This is a genomic window from Sedimenticola hydrogenitrophicus (genome assembly GCF_029017505.1).
Classification (GTDB): Bacteria; Pseudomonadota; Gammaproteobacteria; order Chromatiales; family Chromatiaceae; genus Sedimenticola; species Sedimenticola hydrogenitrophicus_A.
On sequence record NZ_JAQGEI010000007.1, the window covers coordinates 140,711 to 160,257 of the forward strand.

The window sequence follows — 19,547 nt, forward strand, 5'->3', positions numbered from 1 at the left end:
ATGTACCGTTTACGAAGCCGAGGATGCCATGCCGACGCCGAGCGTACAGGGATGTATTCACAGCGTGTCCTGGAAAGGGGGTGGCCCGCCCTGAACGACGTCTTTTGAACTCCGAAAATCGCCGCTTGCCGACCGGAGTTTCCTCACTGGGATTCAGGCGCTACCCGCGTAACTGGTCCAGCGCCTGTTGTACCCGCTCCGGCCAATCCGCCGAAACATCCTGATGGCCGTACTCTCCGCCAAAGGCACTGGAAAATGCCACATCGGGTTTTAGCTCCCGCAGGAGCCTGAGGCTTTCGGCGAGTGCATCCTTGTCGGAGCCGGCGAGGAGCCCCGGCCTCCAGGTGCCGTCATCGCCAAGTATAGAGTGTGTCGCCAGTGAACAGGTAACGTTGACCTTGGGCTGAGTGCACCAGAAAACAGGTGCTTCCAGGCGTGTGTCCCGGGGTGGGAATGACCTCGATGTTGCCCAGTTGCACTTCACGCTGATCAAACAGGATATCCGGAGCGCAGATACGGGCAAACTCCTCTTGCTCACGCACATGGCCACCGAGCTTGGTGCCGAAGCGTTGGCGAATCGCCTTCAGCGATTCGCCCAATTCATCCCTATGGCTCAGAAACTAGTACGTTACCCCACCCAGCTGCTCCATCCGGTCCAGTTCCTGGGTATGGCCGGTGTTGTAAAACAACACGTTTCCGCTATCCCGGATTACCAGGTAGGCATGGGTGGTGAGACCCGGAAATGGACGCTCCACCTCGGTTTCCCACACATCAGGAAGAATTTCTTTCATCTTGCCCTCCGGTGTTGTGGAGGCTACTCACGCGGCTGGTGAGGCCATCCGGTTTCGCAGCTCCACCGTGTTCCCTTCCGGATCCTTGATATAGATAGAGCGACCCAAACCCTGTGCACCGTATCGTTCCGCAAACTCGCCGACCTCTATACCAAAGCCTTCCAGGTGTTTGACGAGCTCGTCCTCGGGAATGGATTTTATCTGCAGGCAGAAATGATCAAGATTATTGCCTTGCGCGGTCGGTGCCGCACCGCCGAGACGGCCGAGTCGGCCATTCACATCCACGATATCGATCAGCGAAAACCCCGCCCGCAATTGGGTAAGCCCGGTTTCAGCGGATGATTGCCGCTCGATGCGGCAGCCCAGGACCCGGGTATAAAAATCCAGCATCTGGTTCAGTTTTGTCGTGCGCAAGACCAGGTGATCAATGCCTGCCACTTCAATCATGTGCGCCTCGCCGGTTAAGTGATACAAAGCATACGGACGCAAATAACTATAGAGCACTGACAGCGGTTTTGTTGTCCGGACAGCTTCCGGGAGCGCGGCATCCGCCAGTTGCAAAAAAGGAATGCAGGACTCCCATCATTGTTCGCCTGAATATCCTATATTTATTACTTAAGTTTCGGGGTTCACAAGGCGTCGTTCAGGGCATCTGGAACTGAATTCCGAAACTTGAGTTATTACCATTTAAGAGAAGGGGTATTCCTTTGAAAAAGAAATGCTCATCAATTTGCCGCCGATATGTACAGGGCGGTGTACCGTTGGTGTTATGCTTGGGCCTTCTCGCCGTGGCCACGGGATGCGAAGTGGAATCTGTGGAGAGTGCCACAAACGCCGCCGTTGGCGACAGGCCGGCCGACACTTCCGCGGGCAGCGGAAGTGTCCCGCCCACCGCTGACCTGGAAGCGGGAGCGACGCTGATTACACAGAACGACTGCGTGGCCTGCCACAAACTTGAGACAAAGCTGGTGGGGCCCGCGTATCGTGACATAGCCAATCGTTATGGGGACGATCCTGACGCGCCGGCCATTCTCGTCGACAAAATCCGCCTGGGCGGGGCCGGTAGTTGGGGCGAGATCCCCATGGCTCCGCACCCGACCCTGACCAATGATCAGATCGGCAACATGGTCGCATGGATCCTGGCGCAGAAGACGAACGGCGCGGAAGCGACTGCCCCAGTAGAAGTAATACTGCCCGAGATGGGAGCGATCGCCTACGCCGATCCGGCCAGGATCCCCGCTTATCGTGAGTCGGAACATGTTGGCGAACCGCTGGCACCCCTGCCCGAGACACCCGCCATCGACACGGCACGGGCGGAACTCGGCCGGCAGTTGTTTTTCGATACGCGTCTTTCGGGGGATGCGACCGTTTCCTGCGCGACCTGCCATGTCCCGGACCAGGGTTTCGGCGACGGCCAGCCGCTGGCACCGGGCTACCCTGGCTCACTCTATTTTCGCAATAGCCCCACGCTGATCAACGCCACTTTGCAGGCCCGCTTCATGTGGGACGGACGCCTGGACGGATCGGACCCGGCGACGCTGGTGCGCGATATGATCACCGAGGCGCATACCATGAACGTGGACAGCCGGATGATGCAGGAACGGCTCAAACAGGTGCCTGAATACCTGGCACAATGGCAGGAGATCTTTGGCGATGCCAGTCCTTACGGCCCGCGAGTCTATGCGGTCGTGGGCGAATTTCTGAAGACCATCCGTTCGCGCAACGTTCCCTTTGATCGCTATGTTGCCGGCGAGACCGGTGTCCTGAGTGAAAGCGCGCGGCGCGGCCTTGAATTGTTTCAAGGCAAGGCGAACTGTATACAGTGCCACAATGGCGCGCTGCTCAGCGATGCTGGACTCCACGTCACCGGCGTGCCGGAGCATCCGGAGATCCTGAAATCGCCGTTGCGATCCATCACCATGCTACGCCATTTTTCGACCTTCGGCGTACCGAACTATATGGCCTACCGTCGCGATATCGGTTACTACGTGGTCACCAAGGAGAAGGCCGATCTGGGCAAGTTTCGCACCGCGCCGTTGCGCGATCTGAAATACACCGCGCCCTACATGCACAACGGCGTATTCGAGACCCTGGCAGAGGTGATCGATTTTTATAACGCTGGCGGCGGAGACGTCCCGAACAAGGATTCCCTGTTGAAACCGTTGGGCCTGACAGCGGCGGAAAAAAACGACTTGCTCGCCTTCCTGCAAGCTCTGAGTGGAGACTCGGTCACTGTGACCCGGCCAGAACGACTACCGGAATACCAGGTACGCGAGTTTGGGAGAAATTGAGATGCCTGTTCATCACCTTAACCGTCCCGGCCAGGTGCCAACCCTTCTGCCCCTGGTGGCAGCAAGCTTCTTCGTAGCAGGTGCCGTCCAGACCCAGAATCAACTGACCGCGGGCTACCGGCATATTACCAACAGCGACTGTCTTGGTTGCCATGCTTATGATGCACCCCGGGTTGGGCCGGCCTTCAAGGACGTGGCGAAACGTTATCAGGACGATCCTGGCGCGGCCGAGGCGCTGGCCGCTAAAATCAAAAACGGCGGCGCGGGCAATTGGGGAGAAGTCCCCATGATCCCACATCCGAGGCTGTCGGACACCGAGCTGGCCGGGATCGTGCGATGGATCCTCTCCGGGGAGCCGCCGCCGCAACTGGAAACACCCGCGCCGGCGCCCGCAGTGGTATTGCCCACGGCTCCCGCCGAGGAAGTGACTTACAAAAATCTGATTACAGTAGACGGCCTGCCGCCAATCACCCATTTGCCGCCGCCACCGGTTCCACCAGACAACCCGATGACGGTCGAGAAAGTGGAGTTGGGGCGCAAACTCTTTTTTGACGGACGCCTCAGTGGCAACACACGCAGTTCCTGTTTTGTCTGCCACAGCCCGCAGCTTGGTTGGGGCGACGGTGGAGGAATCTCGCGCGGATACCCGGGCACTCGGCACTGGCGCAACGCCCAGACGATTTTGAACAGTGCCTATTACAATAAAATCTTCTGGGACGGTAGTGTGGTCAGCCTGGAAGGACAGGCCCATGCCGCCGCGACCGGCGCGGTAGGCGGCAATGTCGACGAGGCCATGGCCGAGATGCGCCTGCGCTTTGTTCCCGAATATGTCGAGGCGTTCCGCCAGGTCTTTGGCCTGAAACAGCCCCGGGTCACCTACGCCTGGCGGGCCATCGCCGCGTTTGAAAGAACGCTCGTTTCCAACCCGAAAAACGTGCCTTACGATCGCTACATCGCGGGCGACGAACAGGCCCTCACGGCATCCGCATTACGCGGCATGAAGCTTTTCCATGGCAAGGCCAACTGCATCCAGTGCCACAACAGTCCGCTGGCCTCCGATCAGAAATTTTACGCCTTGGGCGTGCCCGAGCACGAACTGGTGCAAAGCGATCCCCTGGCGCAGATCACCCACCGCTTTGAACAATACGCCAAGGGCGCCTCCCTCGATATGTATCGTAAGGCCGACGTGGACCATGGTCTTTACTACGTGACGAAAAACCCGGTCGACAAGGGCAAGTTCCGCACGCCCTCGCTGCGCGAACTGAAATATACGGGGCCCTACATGCACAATGGCGGGTTCTCAACCCTGGAAGAGGTGGTTGCGTTCTACAACCAGGGCGGCGGCCAACATCCGAACAAAAGTCCGCTGATCAAGCCGTTGCAAATCAGCGCCGAAGAACAGGCCGATCTGGTGGCGTTTCTTGAGGCGCTGAGCAGCGACGAACCCATCGTTACCGCCGTTCCGGCTATGCCCGACTATGCTCCGCTCGGCCCATCCGTTACGGAGGATGATGCCCAATGAAAGCTATCGATAAGCCCGTCATTCCATCACGTTCCGCCTGCGGCCTGAAAGATCTGACCCGGCGGGAGTTCCTGTTTACCGCCGCTGGCAGCGTTGCCCTGGTGACGCTGGCCTCGTTACCTGGTTACACCCTCGCGCAGAGCGCCGAGCACCGGGCCAGGCTGGCCTATTATCCGCGGCGCAAGATCGGCCAGATGTCGCAACTCGAAACCGGCAAGCCGGTGTTGCTGCAGTATCCATATCCGGAAGTGAACTGTCTGTTGATCAAACTCGGCGCCGTGGGCGGGGGCGGCGTCGGACCGGAACATGACATCGTCTGCTTCACCACCATCTGCACCCACATGGGCGGACCGCTGGAAGGCACCTACAAGCCAGAACACCAGATACTCGGCGCCTGCCCCATGCACCTGACCACGTTCGATCTCACCCGTCACGGCATGGTGGTGTCCGGGCACGCCACGGAAAGCCTGCCCCAGATCGTGCTCGAGACCGAGGGCGACGACATTTACGCCGCGGGAGTATTGGGCCTGATCTACGGCTATGCTGCGAATCTCGAACGCGCTGTCTGACAATCAATCTGGAGACCCGGATATGGCAACCAATGAACCACCCGTAGTCGGAAGTCCGAACGAAACCGCCGGCGTTTTCGCCCAGGATTTTGTGCCGCTGCCCCCGGCGGACGCGGAGGTACTCACCACCGCCTGCGCCTATTGTACTATTGCCTGCGGCTACAAGGCCTACCGCTGGCCTGTCGGCAAGAAGGGCGGAGAAAAGGCTTCCGAAAACGCCTTCGGTGTCGATTTCCCCAGTTACCAGGTGATGCGGCCGTGGGTCAGCCCCAGCCAGCACAATATTGTGCGTCACCAGGGCCGGCCGCACCACATCGTCATCGTCCCCGACCATTCGGCCAAGGTGGTCAACATCGACGGCAATCACTCCATACGCGGCGGCACGCTGGCGCAGAAATGCTTCAATCCGCAAACCCCGACACGCGATCGCCTGCTGTATCCGCAAATCCGCGTGCGCGGCACGTTGATGCCGGTCTCGTGGGATCTGGCGCTCAATGTGATGGCGGACATCTCGAAATGGGTAATCGACAAATATGGCGAACACGCCTGGGCGATGAAGACCTATTCCTACGAATTTTTTGAAAACACCTACGCCATCACCAAACTCGTCAACCAGTCGATCGGCACACCGGCCTACGCCCAGCACGACAAGCCCGGCGCCATGCAGGACGCCGTGGGCCTGGACGACGCCGGCATCAATTCCTTCTCCGCCAGTTACGAGGACTGGGGGGAATGCGATGTCGCGGTGATCTCCGGCACCGATCCGTACGAGACCAAGACCATCCTCTTTACCACCTGGATGATGGGCGGTAAAACACCCAACAAAAAGCTGATCTTCATTACGCCACATCGCACCATGGGAGTGGAATACGGCTTACGTAATGGCGGCGTTTGGCTGCCGGTTATCCCCGGTACCGATACCGCCCTGCACCTGGCGATCGCACGCATCATTATTGAAAACGGCTGGCAGGATCAGGAATTCATTGATCGCTGGATCATGAAAAACTGGGAAGTTAGCGCGGGCTATGGCCGGGGCACGCGCAACACCGGTGTGCAATGGCGTACCACCTGGGACAAGTTTCAGACCGACTGGGAGGAGTACAAACAATTCATCCTCGTCCAGGAGGAATCAAAACTCGATGTGGCGGCGAAGATCACCGGCATCGACACCGCCAGCATCCGCCGCGCCGCCGAGATCATGGCCAAACCGCGGGCGGACGGTACCCGGCCCCGGACCTCGTTCATGCTGGAAAAGGGCAATTACTGGTCGAATAATTACATGAATACCGCCTCGTTGGCGTCATTGGCCCTGATCTGCGGCTCGGGCAACCGGCCCGGTCGCGTCATCAGTCGCGGCGGCGGGCACCAGCGCGGAATGATGAAGTCCGACGGCGCTTCCGGCTGGCTCAGTCCCGAAAAATATCCCGGCCGGCGCAAGAAGCCGATCAATCTCGACCGCTGGGTCATCGACGGCCAGGCCAAATTCTGCTGGGTCATTGGCACCACCTGGATCCCCGCTATGCTCGCCTCGCAGGAACTGGGCGACAGGCTGCACCGTATGACCCGCGGCAACGCCCATCACATCCACCGGCTGGAACGCCAGGCCATTGTCGAAACCTTCAAAAAACGCATACTCTCCGGCGGTATGGTGCTGGTGGACTCCGATATTTATCCGGTGGAGCCGCTCAACACCCAACTCGCCGATATCGTTCTGCCCGCCGCCGCCTGGGGTGAACACGATGTCGCCCGTTGCAACTCGGAACGTCGCTTGCGCCTCTACAGCAAACTTTACGATGCCCCGGGAGAGGCCCATCCCGACTGGTGGGCGATCAAGGAATTCGCCCTGCGCATGGGTTTTGGCGAGGACGGCAGTTACCAGTGGGCGGACGGTAATGATGTGTTTGAGGAGGCCGCGCGCTTCGGCCGCAAGGGCGTGCTCAATTATCATCCGCTCGTCACCGAGGCACGGCGGGGCGGCAGGAAGGCCCACGATCTGCTGCGCGAATACGGCACCACCGGCATCCAGACGCCCATCCGCGTCGTGAATGGCAAACTCACCGGCACCCAACGCCTGCACGATCCCGCCAACAAGATCGAGGCACTTGAAAGCGATACCGTTCATGGAAAATGGCTTTATGCCTTCGACAGCCACAACGGCAAGGCAATGCTGCTCAAGACACCCTGGCGGTTCGAGGGCTGGATCGACTTTTACGAGGCGGTCAAGCCACGCAAGGAGAAGGGCGAAATCTGGGTCACCACCGGGCGCGTCAACGAGACCTGGCAGTCCGGTTTCGACGATTTGCGCAAGCCCTATCTCAATCAGCGCTGGCCCTATCCCTTTATCTTCGTTAATCCAGAAGATGCACGCGCCAAGGACATCGAGAGCGGCGATTTCGTCGAGGCCTACAATGACACCGTGTACGTGCAGACCGGCCAGCCGGTCGGTGTGCTCGCCAATGATCTCACTTTCACTTCGCTCATGTGCAACGGTCACATCAACACCACCACCGGGCAGTTCACCGCAGTGGCCATCGTGAGCGACGAGATGCGTCCCGGCGTCGCCATGGCCAACTTTAACTACCCCGGAGCCCCGGCCAATTCCGTCGCCCACGCCGTCCCCGATCCGGTGACCAACAACTATCGTTACAAGCTCGGCCGCGCCGCGTTGACCAAGGTCGGTGAATCACCGTTCAAACATTCGTTCACCAGCATGACGCTGAAACCGCGGCCGATCATATGATCCAGGATCGAATACAGGGAAACAAATACAGGGCATCATTCTTTCTGAATCGGAACACCTAGCAGGAAAAAACGCGGCTAGATGATGCCGTCGGCCGGGACCGGCACCGTCACCTCGTCTTTCACAACTTCCATGGCGACGAAGGAGTGCGTTTGATGGACATTCGGCAGCCTGCCGATCTGGTGGCCCAACACGGCGCGATAATGTGCAATATCGTGGGTTCTGACCTTCAGCAAATAGTCGAAATTTCCCGCCACCATATAGCAGCTTTGCACCTCGGGAATTAGACGCACCGCCTCATTAAAGCGTTCAAGCGCGTCGTCACTCGTCTTGTCCAGTGTCACCAGTACAACCAGAACATGGCCGGCGCCGAGTTGCTCCGGATCCAGATCGGCACGATAACCGCGGATGATGCCGGCTTGTTCGAGGCGGCGCACGCGCTGGGCACAGGGGGTCTTGGTGAGATTCACCCGGTTGGCCAACTCAACAATGGGCAGACGCCCGTGCTCCTGAAGCTGGCGCAGTATGTGTCGATCTATGCGGTCGATCTTCATTAGCCTTTTTACCTATTAAAAGCGTATTTGAAGGATATTAGGCAATAAAAATAACATTATTTGGAGCCACTTCCTAGGCAAAACGGCTGATACTGAAGTCTAGAAGGCTGGAAGATAATAGCCGGATCCAGCACTAGGCGTGATCCCGACCCCTTGAGCACGATCATGATGACATTGCAGCCTTCTGGTCGGGTTATTGCGATATCCGGCAGCAAAGGAGAATACGGATGAGTGACAACTATGTACCGAATATTGGCATATCGAGTAATGGGTGTGATCGATCTGAGTCTGATCGAGAACATATCAACAAAGCGCGGCACGTTGCATCTTGCCCAAATCACCTCTAGCAATCGACCGGGAAGTATCTAATCGCACATCAAACCGAAGGAGTTTGACATGACAGACGCAACCAAGGTGACAAGCTGCAAACAGCCAAGCCTACTACTAGCGCTCACCCCCGTCGTTTTGACATTACTGGTACTGGGAGTGCAGCTGTTCTATTTCGGCGACTTTACGCCACACATTCCTCTTGCCATCGGCCTGGCGATTACCGGGCTGGTTGGAATCAAGCTGGGTTTCAAGTGGAAGGCTATCGAAGAGGGCATCTTTCACGTTATCCATGTCTCTCTGCCCTCCGTATCCGTGCTGATATGTGTCGGTATGATTATCGGGGTGTGGATTGCGAGCGGCACCGTGCCGACCCTTATCTACTACGGACTTACACTCTTATCACCAACGCTCTTTCTGGCCGCAGCCATGCTGCTCTGCTCGGTCGTCTCGCTATCGCTGGGTACCTCCTGGGGTACGGTCGGCACGGTGGGTCTTGCCCTGATGGGAATCGGTGCGGGTTTTGACATTCCAGTCTACTGGACCGCCGGTGCCGTCGTTTCCGGCGCGTTCTTTGGCGACAAGGTCTCGCCACTGTCGGACACGACCAATCTCGCCCCGGCAGTCACCGGTACGGACGTCTTCTCCCATATCAAAAACATGATGCCGACGACAATACCGGCGATGTTGATCGCCTTCGCCATCTATCTGTTTGCGGGCTTTAACCTGATCGATGGGGGTAATGCATCGTTCGAAAAGATCAATGCAATCACCGCCGCGCTCGAGGCGAACTTCAGCATCTCAGCCTGGCTGTTACTGCCGGCGGCTATTGTTATCGTGCTTGCGGTCAAGCGCATGCCACCGATTCCGTCCCTGTTCGCGGGTGTACTGGCTGGAGCAGTGACCGCGATGATCGTGCAAGGCGCCGGGGTGCATGAACTGCTCACCTATGCCAACAGCGGTTACTCCATTGACACCGGCATCGCCACCATCGACAGCCTGCTCAACCGCGGGGGCATCCAGTCGATGATGTGGACCATCTCGCTGGTGCTCATCGCACTCGGCTTCGGTGGCGCCCTGGAAAAAACCGGCTGCCTGGAAACGATCATCCGTGCAATCATGACCAAGGTGCGCAGCTTCAAGGGCGTACAAACCGCGGCGGTTTGTACCTCGATATCCACCAACCTGGTCGCTGGCGACCCGTACCTCTCAATTGCACTTCCGGGTCGTATGTACGCACCGGTCTACCGGGGGATGGGATATTCGACGCTGAATCTGTCACGGGCGATTGAAGAGGGCGGAACGCTCATCTCTCCCCTGATTCCGTGGAATGCCGGTGGCGCATTTGTGATCAGTGCCCTGGCGCTAGGCATCTCCGATGGCCAAGTGGAGAACCTGCTCTACATTCCGCTCGCATTTGCCTGCTGGATGTCACCTGTGATCGGCCTGATCTATGCACAGACCGGTCTATTTTCCCCACGGGCGAGCAAAGAGGAGCGACGCTCCTGGCGGGAGAAGGGAGAAGCCGTCACGGCCGACCTGGATTTCGACGACCCAACCGACGAAGAGCCGATTGCCAGTCTGAGCCCATCGAACTGACTGCGCGCAGCCGTAAAACACTCCATACCGTTAGGGTTATGGACCCCTGAACCACCAAACCGGACCACTGGCCTTGCCAAAGCGAGCGCCAGTGGTCCCCCACTCCTGCGGAAGGAGTGCCTTAAATCAGCTCGGGATCAGAAGGTTAGAGGCTTGATGGGAAATGGGGCCGCATATCCCTATTCTTGGTTTATCCGTTTACCGAATGACACCGCATATGCTGGCGAACGAAATCGAAGGATAGGATCATTCGTCGGCTCGATACCATCGGCCATCACCAGTGGATCGAAGTTGATCCCTTCACACTCCGCACCTTTCTGCGCTGTCGCGGAGGCGATTACCAATGTGCCGACCTTCACCTGCCTGCGCTCGCCGGGCCATAGTCGGCAGATTGTTTCTCTTGACGAACATAGATCCTCCTTGCACCTTCCGCTGCCACTCGAGACATCAGTCTGGGAAGACGTAAGTATAGGACGGATAATTCGGCGGGCAAGGTCAGGCGAATTTCAGTTGGCGGGATCAAAAGGGTACCGGGTACTGCCTGTGGACTGACGCGATATCTTTCAGCACAGCTTCATTCAACGAGAGTTCGAAAGCGGCCATATCTTCCCGCAGTTGATCCATGGAGGTGGCGCCGATAATCGTGGAGGTAACACCGTCTGTCTGGTTACACCAGGCCAGCGCCATCTGCGCGGGTTTCAGGCCATGCTTTCTTGCTACCTCGACATAGGCTTTAGTCGCCGCGTTACTCGACTCGGTATCACGAAACAGGCCGTTGCGCTGCAATTGGCTCCAGCGGGAACCCGCCGGGCGCGCCCCGTCAATGTACTTGCCGGTCAACCCACCGCCCGCCAGTGGCGACCAGGGCAGGTATGCCACATCGGCATGTACGCAATTCTCAACCAGATAGGGCCAATCCTTGGTATGCAGCAGATTGAATTCGTTCTGGATTGAGGTCACACGCACAAGATCATGCTGTTCACTCAGGCGGATATACTCGTTGATTCCCCAAGGGGTATCGTCAGAGAGCCCAAAATGGCGGATCTTGCCTGCTTTGACACACTCATCAAGCGCCTGGAGAATCTCCAGCATCTGTTCGGAATGGGCCTTTGCAGCCACCGTCGTAAAGCACAGCTTACCTGGATGATGTTTGGCAAAATGGGGGGAAGTGCGATTCGGCCAATGCAACTGGTATAGATCGATATGGTCTGTCTGCAGGCGCTGCAGCGAGCCATCGACCGAAGAGATAACCGCCTCGGCGGTGATATCCCCGCCCTTGCGGATGTAGCTCAGGCCGTTACCGGCAATCTTGCTGGCCAGAATAAACTCATTGCGCCGGGAAGGATTGGCCGCGATCCAATTACCTATCACGGTTTCTGTGGAGCCATAGGTCTGCGCGGTGGGGGGGATACCATACATCTCCGCGGTATCGATAAAATTCACCCCATGTGACAGGGCGTATTCAATCTGCTCATTTGCCTCCTGCTGATTGTTCCGGGTCCCCCAGGTCATAGTGCCCAGGCACACTCTCGATACCAACAGGCCACTGCTGCCCAGTTTGGAAAATTCCATAGCGATCCCAGCCTTCACTCTTGTCAAAATTGAATAAATATTATCGATAGGAATTAGAGGACACCAAACATTTATCCCCGTTTGTCACCTAAACGATGGAGTCCCGTTCCTATTTTATTGGCATTTCGCTCGCCCGGTCTGGTAGGTAGGTCAAATTGCCGCGCCGGGCCTGAATAGCGGGCACCACCTTAATTCGACTATTCCAGGGCAATCTCACCATCGACCACCCAGGTCAATTTCAGGTCCGCAATTTCCAAGGTCATCTTAACCTTCATGACTTCATTACCCGTAATTGCGCCCGAGCTCATGGCCTGGTTCACGGCGTTCTCAATCTCCCGTTGCGAGGTGACCCCCACTTTTTTCAGGAATTTACGCATTTCCATATTGAACTTGTCGTCGTTCATCTGTTTGCTCCTGTCAGTACCCGTTAGCCAAAATCAATCCGCTAACGGTAACCATAGCATCTTCATGGGGCAGACCTACCCCCGGTGTCAGAATAGATGTCGTGTCCCGGTAAATGCTCCAGATAGTGTTCAGGTGCCAACCCGGGTCGGGTCAGCATCGCTGGGGTATCCAGCAGACCCACTTATTTCGAGATGTATGCAGTATTGGACGAATATCATGCCCACTTCTTGCCGAGCTTCTCCAGCCAAGCCTTTTGTAAACCCTCTGGGCTCATCAGCATGTGTAATTTACAGGTGACCTGGAAGTTGAGAACAGAGCGATTGAACAACTGAATCTTTGGCGCCCCGTTGTTTGATTTGGTATGCAATACTCACCGGCGTACGCCGTCAGATGAGCGTGCATCTGGAGGTAGTGTCGGGTTGGGCTCGGTAGCCGCCACTTCCTGCGCAGTCACGGTGTAATGCAGCGCGTACCGAGCTAACTCCATTCCCGGCAATGCCCCATACCGTTCGAGTGCTTCAGGATCGAGGTGGTGGTCGGTCGCCCGGCGCAATGCTTCGGCATCGTATCCGGTGGCGAGCAAAAGCCAGGTCACGGGCGCATCTGGGCCACGAATCGCTTGTTCGTTGGTCATCGGCGGCGGCGCAACCGGTCGCAACAGGTGAACCCCCGCCATCCCGCGTCGCGACGCCATGGCCGGCAGGACCTCTCGGGCGAGCCGATCGGTCAATCTTGACTCCTCTCCCGGGGCCGGTGTGAACCGCACAGAAACGGCCGCATGGCCGAGACCATATCCCGAACTCGCGGCGACAGTGGAGAACCCGCGGATCATGCCGCGAAAACGGTTCATCATGGAGGCAGTCCAGGGTGTCGGATGGTTCAACCGTTCCAGATATGCAGGAGAAGTCGCCACGTCGGTATCAGCCACTTCGTAAATCACCATGTATCTCGGCGCTGCCGATTTCGCAACCCACCGCGTCGCACGGATAAAGCCGGGAATGGAGAGTCTTTCGTGCATATGTTCGTAGGTGTGCCAATCGTCATGGTCGGCATGATCACCGGCGATGTCGTAGAATAGAGCCATCACCGCTTCGCTGCAGAGTGCCATATATCGATTCTCCCGTAATAGTGGGGTCACCCACTTATTTCAGCTCGGTTATTGTCGCCTCGGCCCGGATAATTGCCGCTCGTGTCTGCGGCGATTAAATCGTAGGCCTCCCATTCTTATCGCCTCGTTCTTCTCGACATATTACCGCACACAGGGAGTATGTTATCGTTAGTTTATCAGGGTAAAACCACAGCCGATTCGTTGCAGGCTGTCCGCTACCGGCAAATTGAGTGGAATTAAGAATGGACGTGGATGACAAAACGGGAGAAGCGCTGAAGACACAGCGCTTTCAAATGCTGCAGGACATTGCCGAGGAACTCTCCGGGGAGATCATTTTTCCGACCAGCTTCGATGTAGTGGTACGGCTGCGGGAGGCACTCAGTGATCCCGACTGGTCGCTCGAACAGGTCACCGGCATACTCAGCACCGAACCTCTGATCGCCTCACGCCTGGTGGCACTGGCCAATTCAGCCGCCTACAGCACCGGCGGCGCGACGGTAACTGATGTCAAAATGGCCATCATGCGCCTGGGCATCAATCTGGTGCGCAATACCGCCCTGGTGATCGCCACCCGTCAGATACGCTGCGCCAAGTCCATGTCTGTGTTTGCGGATTTTTCACAACGACTCTGGGAACATTCCCTGCGTACCGCCAGTTTCGCCCAGGTCATCAGCAAACACCACACCACCATCAATCCGGATGAAGCCATGCTGGCCGGCATGATCCACGATATCGGCGGCTTCTATATGCTATATCGGGCCTCGCAGTACGATGAGCTGCGCAGCCGTCCGGAGACGGTGAAGTACCTGATCACCCAGTGGCATGAACAGATCGGGTATACCCTGCTGAATGCCCTGGGCATGCCGGAGAATATCACCGAGGCCATCCGCGAACATGACGAACCGCGCCCTGTACCGCCAACCCTGCGTAACCTGACGGATATTATCTATGTCGCCAATCTGTTGGCTGGCGGTACTTTCGAGTGGCAATACATGGACAAAACCTGTGACGAGCAGCTGATTGCCGGCATCAACGAGAAATTCGCCGACCTGACGGAAGAAGTTGACCGCTACGAGGGCGAGATCCGCGCCATTTTTAATTGATGGATGCTGAATTTTACTCCGCCGGGCGCTCGAAGGCTGACGACCGATACGGGCGGTAACTGTGCTGAATACAGAACACCCATCATTGATTCGTTGTCAACTGCATCTCGGGTGTCTGTTATTTTAATGGGTGCCCCGTTCTTACCTGCTTGGCATATCACTCCCCTGTCAACTATCCTCGGCATAGGCTAGCAAGGAGGCCCCACATACAACAAGCGGCGTGAAGAACGGGGGTGACATTTCGATTAACACAGAGTGCAACCCGTTATTGCTGATGATATTTCCTCGAATCATCTGTGATTGACTCACGATCCTTTAACGAATAGTCAGGCCATAATAATGCCTTTTGATTCAAGATATTCTGCAGGGATATCTGCCTTCTTTCTGCCAGCAATCGCGAAATAATAGAGAGGCTCACCCTCGATTGATAACCTATGTCGGTAGCGTTCAATGTTATATACATCTACATACTTGGAAAATATTATTTCCCGAATCATCTTTGAAAACTCTGTTTTGTCACTGGTATCAAAGAATGTTTCCTTGATATTGAATGCTATCCACCCTTCGCTCTCAATGATGTTAAATGCCGATATAAAGGCTTTTGGCGGAATGTCGCCAAATCCGAGGGCTGCAACAGTTACCATGCAGTTACATTGCCACGCGGTTATTTTCTCCCTTGAATCGTCATCAAGCCTGGTAAAATCCGTAACATAATAGTCATCATACAAACCCGGCCTGTCTCGAACAGTAGCATCGTAGGCCTCTGGAATAATATCGACCCCTATCAACCTGGAGACGCCAAGCTTCTTAAGTTCCTCTCCCATCATGCCGTTGCCGGCACCAAAATCCAGCACACGAAGTTCAGTGAAATTATCATCCGACTGCTTCACTGCTGATTGCAGTATGGATGTCACCTTGCCCGGAGATGTACATTTCAGACGATCATAGAATATTTGTTCATACAAGCCTTGTACTTGATAAATTTTATCGTAGTCGTGAAATCTTATTTTTCTCTGATTTTCGGCTTCCTGAAGGTAAAAAAAGACTTCGTCTTGACTCAGACTATGAGCCTTCGTCTGAGGGAACTGAATTCTATGTTGTCTCTGCATCAAATCCTCCATTTGTTTGATTCTTGGCTGGCGACTAACCTTTTTGCATTTATACCGCGTGCCCTGCATGAGGCATAATTGCCTGGCGAACCAAGTCGCCCTAAATAGGGTCGCCCAATTCTATTGACTGAAGTTTAGAGCGAAGCAGCCCCTCCCGAGCTGACATTATGTAGTTGCCCAATGAAACCGGACAGCAATATAGGTAGCAAAAATACCACCCAAAGCTAGGTGTTCGATGAATAGATAACCTCGGTCCTTACCGACCGAAATTTAAAAATGAACCCGTCTCCCTGGTGCTGAACCAGGGATACATGGTTACAGAGGCCTGCCGGTTACTGGATGTGTGTGAGACCACACTGAGGCGCTGGGTCAATGAATACAGGACCCATGGTAACGGAATACAGTAATGGAATACAAACGGAATGCTTGCCGAGAAGATTCCGCTCCATTTTCGCAACCACAACGGCCATGGTCGACGCCGATAATCAGTTGCGTGATAAAAGCATAGCGCAGCTACGCATTTAGTTAGCAGGAATAACTGGAAAGTATTTTATTTCTGTTTTTAAGGGCGCCCATAAGCTTCCCCCCTCCCCCGGCTACTTGGACGAAACACGTTTCTTGCCACTCAAAAAATGAGAAAACACTGGGATTATAGGGCTGGACTGCTATGAAATCCCATTTTGGCACCCCCACCAATCCGCGTAGACCCAATTAACTTATGGCGCAAGACGCCAAATTGTTTATTGTGCTATTGACCGGAGTCGGCTAATGGGTCGCCCCTTTATTTCGTAGCCGCGCCGGATCGGCCGCCCAGTCAGGTCGATGCTGGATGCCTCATCTGTTCTTCCGTAGTACTTTCAGTATTGCGGGGTAATCGAAGTATCTGGTGAACTGCCTCAGTTTGTTCTCTAACGCCTTATCGTGCAAAGAGATCTGGTGAATGACCGACTCTATACGCTCAATTTCCAGACTTTCCAGCGCATCGGTGAGATCGCGACGCAGTTCCTCAGGCAGCGTATCCAACATCTCCGGTGTTAAGGCCCCATTCTGCTCTAGCGAAACGGGTGGACTCTCACGAATATATTTTACACCCAGGTGCTTCGTCAGACAGTCGTAGATTTCGGCAGCACGGAAGGGCTTACGCACGTAGTCGTCCATCCCGACTGCGAGCATATCGCTGCGTTGGTCGGTAAATGCCGAGGCAGTCACCGCCACGATCTTTACCTCCTTGCCTTCAGGTAGTGCGCGGATGCACTTTGTCGCTTCCATGCCATCCATCACTGGCATGCGTTGATCCATCCAGATGAAGTGCGGATGCCAGCTCTGGAACGTTTGGATCCCCTGCGCGCCGTTCTCGGCTATCTTGACCTGGAATCCGACAGACTCCAGTAGCTGGCCTAACAGCAACTGGTTATCTCGCTGGTCTTCCACGATCAGGATGCGGTACTCGGGCTGCCCCGGCTCCAAGCCTTTCACTTCGCCCACCTCTGCCTGTTTCGGTTTGCGGATGGCACTTTCCTCAGCTTCACTCAATGGCAGATCGACCCTGAACAGGGAGCCTTTGCCGGGCTCACTCTTCAGGCTGATGTTGCCACCCATCAGCCGTACGAATTGGCGGGTGATACTCAACCCGAGTCCGGTGCCCTTGCTAACCCGTGCGTCCAATTGCACGAAGGGCTCAAAAATGCGTTGCTGATCTTCAGGTATGATACCGATACCGCTATCTTCCACCTCGATCAGCAGGTGGGTAGTCTTGTTGTTCTTGGTGCCAAGACGCAGGGTAACACCTCCCTGTTCGGTACATTTGATGGCGTTGCCTATCAGGTTGGTCAGCACTTGTCTCAAGCGGGCTTCGTCACCTACGATGTAGCGTGGGAACAGCGATGTTTGATCGATCACCAGTTGCAGGTCCTTGTCTTCGGCGCGCTGGCGCATCATATCGGTAACGTCACGTACCATCGCGCCCAGATCAAAAGGCGCATTCTCCAGCTGTACCCGACCGGCTTCGATCTTGGCCATATCCAGTATGTCGTTGATCAGGATCAGCAGATGTTCTCCGCTATGGTTGATGATGTGCAGGTTTTGCTTCTGGTCATCGGGGATCCGCGTGTCATTACGCATTATGTTAGTGAATCCAAGGATAGCGTTTAGCGGAGTCCGCAGTTCATGACTCATATTAGCCAGGAAAATGCTTTTTGCATGGTTCGCACTTTCCGCCTGTTCCTTGGCAATGGTCATATCTTCCGTTCGTTGCCGAACGATCTCTTCCAGATGATCCCGATGTGTCCTCAACTCCTCCATCTGAGAGCGAATGGTTTCACCCATCTGCGCCAGGGTGCGACCGAAGGTTTGAAACTCTCGGTAGGGAAGGGGCGGTATCTGCTGATCATAAATACCGGCGGAATAACGGCGTACCATTTGCTCAAGGAGAACGACAGGCTTCCTAAGAAAAAGACGTACCAACAGGTAGGTGAGCAGGGAAAGAGAGATACAGACCACGAGGATAATCGTGGCAAAGGTAGTCAACAGCTTGCGCCCGGCTTCGCTGGCCAAACGCTTGGTAACAGCAAGTTCAACCTCTCCCAGTTGCACCCCTCGATAAACGATCTTGCCGCTTCTCTTGAGCAGCGACTGACTACCACCAGACTCATTGAATATCACGACCCCGGAGGCATTTCTGACGATCAGGCCCACAACAAGTTCGTTCTGGAGGAAGGCTTGGGAAATCGCCTGTGTGGTCCTGTCGTCGTAGTTCCATAGCGGAACGGCCAGGGCTCCGATCAGATATTCTGCATATTCGTCTGCCTTTCGCGCCAGATCAGTTTCCTGTTCATGTATTGCTCCGATATAGAGCGTCGACATGGTGGCAAGGAATACAAGTACGACGGCGGCTATCAACACCGCTACTAGTCGTCTGGTAATAGACCTGGAACCCGCCCTGCTTTCCAATACTGCGCTCATCCCTAATTCTGTTTTTATTTGGTGGCACTTAAGCCATAACGTTCTCGAATGGCATCATAGGTGCCGTCGGCCTTGACCTCCTCCAGGGCGCGTTCAAATCGTGCCACAATATTCGGAGAGGTCTGCCGACTGAAACCCAGATAACCTTCATTTGATATAACTGGCAGAGCGTTCTCAAAATCGTCGTTGCTCAAGCCCAACTCCTTGATACGATACCGGAAAATGAACTCCGCGAGAAACATCAGATCAATACGCCCGGAGACCAGCTTTTTGATGTTCAGATCGTCATCGTGTATCGGTTCCAGGTTTTTGCCTTCTTCAAAGCCGTGTTCCAGCAGGTACTGGTGAACAAAGTAGTCCCTGACGACGCCCACCCGGTATTGTTTTGCATCATCCAGGCTGTCAAGGACAATATCCTCTCTCTTTTTCAACTTCCAAAGGGTATCCGTGTCTCCAACCACAGGGCCAACCAGCTGAAACAGGCGGTCTCTCTCCTCGGTCCAGGTCAACTGATAGATAAGGACATTCTTCTCCTGCTTGGCCATCTCGTAGGCACGAGCCCAAGGGTACATGGCAAAGGTTCCATCAATACCGGTTCGCAACAGGAGTTCCTTGAGAAGCTCCACCGTAAACCCGACAATCTCTCCATCCTTGACATACCCCAGCGGTGGGTAAGGGTCTGAAACAATCGTTAACTGCTGCGCCACAGTTGGTCGTGGCAGAGCCAGGGTGAGCATCATGAGACAAATGAATACAGATACCGCGTGTTTCAGACGTATCGTGAAAACACCAGTTTGATTGTTATGGAAGAACCTGCGTTTGCTAGCGACAGGAGGATGTGTGCGCCTGATCCGAACATTGGAGACTTGCATGATCGTTACCTCACTGTTGTAGTA

Annotated in this window: 17 protein-coding genes; 7 read left to right on the forward strand and 10 right to left on the reverse strand. The window is 55.5% G+C overall.

All coding sequences use genetic code 11. The annotated features are described in order from the left end of the window. Nucleotides 1–350 precede the first annotated feature (350 nt). The 3 genes from O9K64_RS06170 to O9K64_RS06180 are packed head-to-tail and all read right to left on the reverse strand — an operon-like array spanning nucleotide 351 to nucleotide 1,352. On the reverse strand, nucleotides 351–599 hold the full coding sequence (locus O9K64_RS06170; protein ID WP_275097198.1) for an MBL fold metallo-hydrolase: 249 nt from the start codon (nucleotides 597–599) through the stop codon (nucleotides 351–353). Between the two features lie 21 nt (nucleotides 600–620). Then, nucleotides 621–791 carry a hypothetical protein gene (locus O9K64_RS06175; protein ID WP_275097199.1) on the reverse strand — a complete coding sequence of 57 codons (171 nt, stop codon included), beginning with the start codon at nucleotides 789–791 and terminating at the stop codon, nucleotides 621–623. A gap of 27 nt (nucleotides 792–818) precedes the next feature. Next, the gene (locus tag O9K64_RS06180) at nucleotides 819–1,352 is read right to left on the reverse strand and encodes a VOC family protein (RefSeq protein WP_335342243.1); all 534 of its coding nucleotides are present in this window, start codon (nucleotides 1,350–1,352) and stop codon (nucleotides 819–821) included. 245 nt (nucleotides 1,353–1,597) lie between these two features. On the opposite strand from O9K64_RS06180, the gene O9K64_RS06185 reads away from it, so the two are divergent. Genes O9K64_RS06185 through O9K64_RS06200 form a run of 4 tightly spaced genes read left to right on the forward strand, consistent with a single transcriptional unit; the run spans nucleotide 1,598 to nucleotide 7,913 of the window. After that, entirely contained in the window at nucleotides 1,598–3,082 is a 1,485-nt protein-coding gene (locus tag O9K64_RS06185) for a cytochrome c peroxidase (RefSeq protein WP_275097200.1), read from the forward strand. A gap of 1 nt (nucleotide 3,083) precedes the next feature. After that, nucleotides 3,084–4,604 carry a cytochrome c peroxidase gene (locus tag O9K64_RS06190; protein ID WP_275097201.1) on the forward strand — a complete coding sequence of 507 codons (1,521 nt, stop codon included), beginning with the start codon at nucleotides 3,084–3,086 and terminating at the stop codon, nucleotides 4,602–4,604. Continuing rightward, nucleotides 4,601–5,173 carry an arsenate reductase (azurin) small subunit gene (locus O9K64_RS06195; RefSeq protein WP_275097202.1) on the forward strand — a complete coding sequence of 191 codons (573 nt, stop codon included), beginning with the start codon at nucleotides 4,601–4,603 and terminating at the stop codon, nucleotides 5,171–5,173. Before O9K64_RS06190 ends, O9K64_RS06195 begins: the two co-directional genes overlap by 4 nt. Before the next feature lie 22 nt (nucleotides 5,174–5,195). Further along, a complete protein-coding gene (locus O9K64_RS06200; RefSeq protein ID WP_275097203.1) occupies nucleotides 5,196–7,913 on the forward strand; it encodes an arsenate reductase (azurin) large subunit in 2,718 nt (905 codons plus the stop codon). A gap of 77 nt (nucleotides 7,914–7,990) precedes the next feature. Here the strand turns inward: O9K64_RS06200 and O9K64_RS06205 are convergent, their stop codons facing one another. Beyond that, nucleotides 7,991–8,467 carry an Lrp/AsnC family transcriptional regulator gene (locus O9K64_RS06205; protein WP_305793057.1) on the reverse strand — a complete coding sequence of 159 codons (477 nt, stop codon included), beginning with the start codon at nucleotides 8,465–8,467 and terminating at the stop codon, nucleotides 7,991–7,993. Nucleotides 8,468–8,863: 396 nt separating this feature from the next. On the opposite strand from O9K64_RS06205, the gene nhaC reads away from it, so the two are divergent. Further along, the gene (gene nhaC, locus O9K64_RS06210) at nucleotides 8,864–10,393 is read left to right on the forward strand and encodes a Na+/H+ antiporter NhaC (protein WP_275097204.1); all 1,530 of its coding nucleotides are present in this window, start codon (nucleotides 8,864–8,866) and stop codon (nucleotides 10,391–10,393) included. Between the two features lie 519 nt (nucleotides 10,394–10,912). Here nhaC and O9K64_RS06220 read toward each other — a convergent pair. From O9K64_RS06220 to O9K64_RS06230, 3 genes are all read right to left on the reverse strand, one after another. Next, nucleotides 10,913–11,965, reverse strand: coding sequence for an aldo/keto reductase (locus tag O9K64_RS06220; protein ID WP_275097205.1), 1,053 nt, complete (start codon nucleotides 11,963–11,965; stop codon nucleotides 10,913–10,915). A gap of 197 nt (nucleotides 11,966–12,162) precedes the next feature. Continuing rightward, nucleotides 12,163–12,369, reverse strand: coding sequence for a DUF6494 family protein (locus O9K64_RS06225; protein WP_275097206.1), 207 nt, complete (start codon nucleotides 12,367–12,369; stop codon nucleotides 12,163–12,165). A gap of 371 nt (nucleotides 12,370–12,740) precedes the next feature. Then, entirely contained in the window at nucleotides 12,741–13,478 is a 738-nt protein-coding gene (locus O9K64_RS06230) for a hypothetical protein (protein ID WP_275097207.1), read from the reverse strand. 242 nt (nucleotides 13,479–13,720) lie between these two features. On the opposite strand from O9K64_RS06230, the gene O9K64_RS06235 reads away from it, so the two are divergent. Further along, nucleotides 13,721–14,581, forward strand: coding sequence for an HDOD domain-containing protein (locus O9K64_RS06235; protein WP_275097208.1), 861 nt, complete (start codon nucleotides 13,721–13,723; stop codon nucleotides 14,579–14,581). Between the two features lie 326 nt (nucleotides 14,582–14,907). Here the strand turns inward: O9K64_RS06235 and O9K64_RS06240 are convergent, their stop codons facing one another. Further along, on the reverse strand, nucleotides 14,908–15,690 hold the full coding sequence (locus O9K64_RS06240; protein ID WP_275097209.1) for a class I SAM-dependent DNA methyltransferase: 783 nt from the start codon (nucleotides 15,688–15,690) through the stop codon (nucleotides 14,908–14,910). Between the two features lie 239 nt (nucleotides 15,691–15,929). Between O9K64_RS06240 and O9K64_RS23765 the strand changes: the two genes are divergently transcribed. After that, nucleotides 15,930–16,097 (forward strand): transposase, encoded by a 168-nt coding sequence (locus O9K64_RS23765; protein WP_420493156.1) that lies wholly within the window; start codon nucleotides 15,930–15,932, stop codon nucleotides 16,095–16,097. Nucleotides 16,098–16,524: 427 nt separating this feature from the next. On the opposite strand, the gene O9K64_RS06250 is transcribed toward O9K64_RS23765, so the two are convergent. Together O9K64_RS06250 and O9K64_RS06255 are read right to left on the reverse strand one after the other, a co-directional pair. Then, nucleotides 16,525–18,651, reverse strand: coding sequence for an ATP-binding protein (locus tag O9K64_RS06250; RefSeq protein WP_275097210.1), 2,127 nt, complete (start codon nucleotides 18,649–18,651; stop codon nucleotides 16,525–16,527). 14 nt (nucleotides 18,652–18,665) lie between these two features. After that, nucleotides 18,666–19,547 (reverse strand): substrate-binding periplasmic protein (locus O9K64_RS06255; RefSeq protein WP_275097211.1); only part of this gene is annotated, 882 nt, incomplete at its 5' end.